4 protein-coding genes are annotated in these 3,712 nt (G+C 69.3%); all 4 read right to left on the bottom strand.

Annotated elements, in window-relative coordinates:
• Positions 1–232: 232 nt before the first annotated feature.
• The 4 genes from rdgB to murI all read right to left on the bottom strand — a co-directional run bounded on the left by rdgB (position 233) and on the right by murI (position 3,503).
• On the bottom strand, positions 233–844 hold the full coding sequence (gene rdgB, locus AC5RV2_RS15815; protein WP_494093126.1) for an RdgB/HAM1 family non-canonical purine NTP pyrophosphatase: 612 nt from the start codon (positions 842–844) through the stop codon (positions 233–235).
• 52 nt (positions 845–896) lie between these two features.
• Positions 897–1,685: a ribonuclease PH gene (gene rph, locus AC5RV2_RS15820; protein WP_494093124.1), complete on the bottom strand. Its 789-nt coding sequence runs from the start codon at positions 1,683–1,685 to the stop codon at positions 897–899.
• A gap of 70 nt (positions 1,686–1,755) precedes the next feature.
• Positions 1,756–2,550 carry an MBL fold metallo-hydrolase gene (locus tag AC5RV2_RS15825; protein WP_494067167.1) on the bottom strand — a complete coding sequence of 265 codons (795 nt, stop codon included), beginning with the start codon at positions 2,548–2,550 and terminating at the stop codon, positions 1,756–1,758.
• Positions 2,547–3,503, bottom strand: a complete 957-nt coding sequence (gene murI, locus AC5RV2_RS15830; RefSeq protein WP_494093125.1) for a glutamate racemase — start codon at positions 3,501–3,503, stop codon at positions 2,547–2,549. Before murI ends, AC5RV2_RS15825 begins: the two co-directional genes overlap by 4 nt.
• Between the last annotated feature and the right edge of the window lie 209 nt (positions 3,504–3,712).

Genomic DNA, 3,712 nt, shown 5'->3' on the forward strand with positions numbered 1-3,712 from the left:
CCGCAGACGCCACCGGCAAACCCACTGCCCGGCGGCCAACGATGGTGCTGAACTGCTACTGAAAACAGACTATCCGCCGCCACTGACAGTTTCGGGGAATGCAGAACCCTCCGCAGAAAGCGGTCAGGCCGCAGGTGTGGGGTCCGCAAGCCGCCGATAGCGACCCTCCGCTACGGCGGGTCCCCGGCTGCGGCGGGTCCTCGGCTGCGCTGCGGCACGGCCTCTCCGATTCCTAGCCGAGTGCCGCCACTATGTGAGGCAGCAGCGCGCGGAACGCCTGGCCGCGGTGGCTGATGGCGTTCTTTTCCTCCGGCCGCAGTTCGGCGCAACTGCGGTCCATCCCCGCTGGCTGCAGGATGGGGTCGTAGCCAAATCCGCCGGAGCCGCGCGGTTCTGCCAGCAGGATACCGGCCAGCCGGCCCTCCTCGACGGCTTCAAGACGCGGCGACACGACGCTTGCTGCACAGACGAACGCGGCCCCGCGATGCTCGGGCGCAATGTCGGACAATTGGCTCAACAGCAGGCGCAGGTTCGCTTCGTCGTCGCCGTGTTTCCCGGACCAGCGGGCCGAGAAGATGCCGGGCGCCCCGCCGAGTACGTCAACGGCCAGGCCGGAGTCGTCGGCCACCGCGACCAGTCCGGTGGCTTCGGCCACGGCGCGTGCCTTCAACAGGGAGTTCTCTGCGAAGGTCAGGCCGGTTTCGGCAACGTCCGGGACCCCTGCCGTGGCAGCGTCGATCACCTGGGTATCCACGTCCAGCCCCGGTATCTGGCCGCGCAGCAGGTCACGCAATTCACGCAGCTTTCCCTGGTTGCGGGTGGCCAAGACGAGCCGGGGCTCGATCTCCTGCCCGGCGTCCGGCGCTCCGTCGGGCCCGGCGCCTGCGGCCCCGGTGTCAGCCACGGATGACTTCTCCCAGCGTCTCCGCCAGGGTGTCCCGCTGGATCTGGGCCAACTGGGCGGTGCCGGCAAGAGCCAGGTCCAGCAGCGCGTCGAGTTCCGCACGGTCGAACGGCGCGCCCTCGGCGGTGCCCTGGACTTCCACGAACTGGCCGGATCCGGTGACCACCACGTTCATGTCCGTTTCGGCGCGCACGTCTTCGACGTAGGGCAGGTCCAGCATCGGCACGCCATCGATAATGCCGACGCTCACCGCGGCGACGGTATCGGTTAGCGGGCGGGCGGAAGGGGCGATCAGCTTCTGCTCTTTCGCCCAGTGCAAGGCGTCGGCAAGGGCCACGAAGGCGCCGGTAATGGCCGCGGTGCGCGTGCCGCCGTCGGCTTGGAGCACGTCGCAGTCCAAAACGATGGTGTTCTCCCCCAGCGCCTTGGTGTCGATCACCGAGCGGAGCGAGCGGCCGATCAGCCGGGAAATTTCGTGCGTGCGGCCGCCGATCTTGCCTTTGACGGATTCGCGGTCGGAACGGGTGTTCGTGGCGCGGGGAAGCATCGCGTATTCGGCCGTCACCCAGCCGCGTCCTTCGCCCTTCAGCCAACGCGGCACGCCCGCGGTCACCGATGCGGTGCAGAGCACGCGGGTGTTCCCGAACTCGATCAGCGCCGATCCTTCGGCCTGGTTGGACCAGCCGCGCGTGATGCTGATTGGACGCAACTGCTCGGGCGTCCGGCCGTCGGCGCGGGCGGCGGCAGCGGGCATGGCGGAACCGGGATCAACATCAATCATGAGTCCACCCTATCGGCTCGCGGTGGCCGCGGCCGCGCGGAAGACGTCGCCGCCACCGCCCCGCTGCCGCTCAGACGACGTAGCTGACGCCGGCCACCGCGACCGCGAGATCGCCGACATAGGTTTCGCGGGCTTCCTCGACGGTGCGCACCGAGTCGTTCCAGACGGGCAGGTGGGTCAGCAGCAGCCGCCGGACCTGCGCCTCGGTGGCAGCGGCACCGGCCCGCTTTCCGGTGAGGTGCACGCCGTCGACGGCGTCGTCGCGTCCCTCGTGGAAGGCAGCCTCGCACAGGAACATGTCCGCGCCGAAGGCCGCTTCGACCAGTTCGGGGCAACTGTCGGTGTCACCGGAGTAGGCGAGCACGCGCGTGACCGGCCCCTCGGGCGTGGGCTCCGTAGCCTCGACCCGGATCGCGTAGGCCTCCTCGACGGGGTGGCGCACCGGATACGGCGTGATGGTGAACGGGCCCAGCTTGACCGGTTCCCGTTCCGCCCAAACGTGGAAGTCGAACTCCTCTTTCATGCCCGGATCCAGCTCCAGCCCGTAGGCGGTGGCCATGCGGTCCGCCGTGGCGGCCGGCCCCCACACGGGGATGCGGCCCTTGGTCCAGCCGTCGGGATTCCAGCGCACCGCCACATGCAGGCCGCACAGGTCCATGCAATGGTCCGGGTGCAGGTGGCTCAGGAAGACGGCGTCGATATCTTCCAACGCCATGTAGCGCTGCGCGGTGCCCAGGGCGCCGTTGCCCAGGTCCAGCAGGATGCGCCAGGTCCGCTCGCCGTCGTGGGCGCTGACCAGATAGCACGACGCCGGGGACTGCGGTCCGGGAAACGAGCCGCTGCAGCCGATGATGGTCAGGTTCATGCCCGCTCCCCCGGGTTGTACTGCCCGGACGCACCGGCAAACGGCGAAACCTTCGGGCCTGCCTGCGCCCCGGCGCGCGCGGCGGCAACCATCTCGGGGGTGATCCTGGCCATGCTGCCGGTGGGATAGTGCGCCGCCACGTGCTCCACATGCTCCACGGCGATCACTTCCGGCCCCAGGAACCGGCGCGCCAGCACCTCGAAGGACGCTGCGTCGCCGGTGGCAATGAAGTGGTGCCGGCCTGGCGTACCCTCCGGCCGCAGCAGATCGTGGGACACGAGCGACCGGTACACGTCCTTGGCGGTCTCTTCCGCGCTGGAAACCAGCGTCACGCCGTCGCCCATGACGTAGGAGATCACGCCGGTCAGCAGCGGATAGTGCGTGCAGCCGAGCACCAGCGTGTCCACGTCGGCACGCCTGAGCGGCTCCAGGTACTCCTCGGCGGTGGAAAGCAGCTCCTGGCCGGCCGTCACGCCGGCCTCCACGTATTCGACGAACCGGGGGCAGGCCACGGAGGTCACGTCCAGGTGCGGTGCGGCGGCGAAGGTGTCCTCGTAGGCGCGGGAACCGACGGTGGCCGAGGTGCCGATCACGCCGATCTTGCCGCTCCGCGTGGACGCGACCGCGCGGCGGACGGCCGGCTGGATCACCTCGATCACCGGGATGCCGTAGCGGGCGGTGTAGCGCTCCCGGGCGTCGCGCAGAACGGCGGCGGAGGCGGAGTTGCAGGCGATCACGAGGAGCTTCACGCCGGCGTCCACGAGTTCATCCATCACGCCGAGCGCATTCGCGCGCACCTCGGCGATCGGCAGCGGTCCGTAGGGGCCGTTTGCGGTGTCGCCGACATACAAGATGGATTCGTTGGGCAGCTGGTCTATCACTGCGCGGGCCACGGTCAGCCCACCCACCCCGGAATCAAAGATGCCGATCGGAGCTGCGGGTTGGATCAACATCGGGATGTCACTGCCTTCCGGGGCTCATATTTCTCTAGAGGATAGGCGTCGGCGGGCGCTTGGGCGAACTTCCGTACGGCTTCTGTTAGCCATCTCACAGTGTTACTCCAGCGGCGGCGGCCTCTCGGCAGGGCCTGGCTTCGCGCACCCGGCGGCCTCCCGACCGGGGCGCAGCAGGGCGTGGCCTCGGGAAGGGTGTGGCCCATCCC

It is taken from the genome of Arthrobacter sp. Y3225116, assembly GCF_059091245.1.

Bases quoted from the DNA above. Each gene is read 5' to 3' on its own strand.
- rph (WP_494093124.1), bottom strand. From the start codon at position 1,685: ATGATTGATGTTGATCCCGGTTCCGCCATGCCCGCTGCCGCCGCCCGC.
- AC5RV2_RS15825 (WP_494067167.1), bottom strand. From the start codon at position 2,550: ATGAACCTGACCATCATCGGCTGCAGCGGCTCGTTTCCCGGACCGCAG.
- murI (WP_494093125.1), bottom strand. From the start codon at position 3,503: ATGTTGATCCAACCCGCAGCTCCGATCGGCATCTTTGATTCCGGGGTG.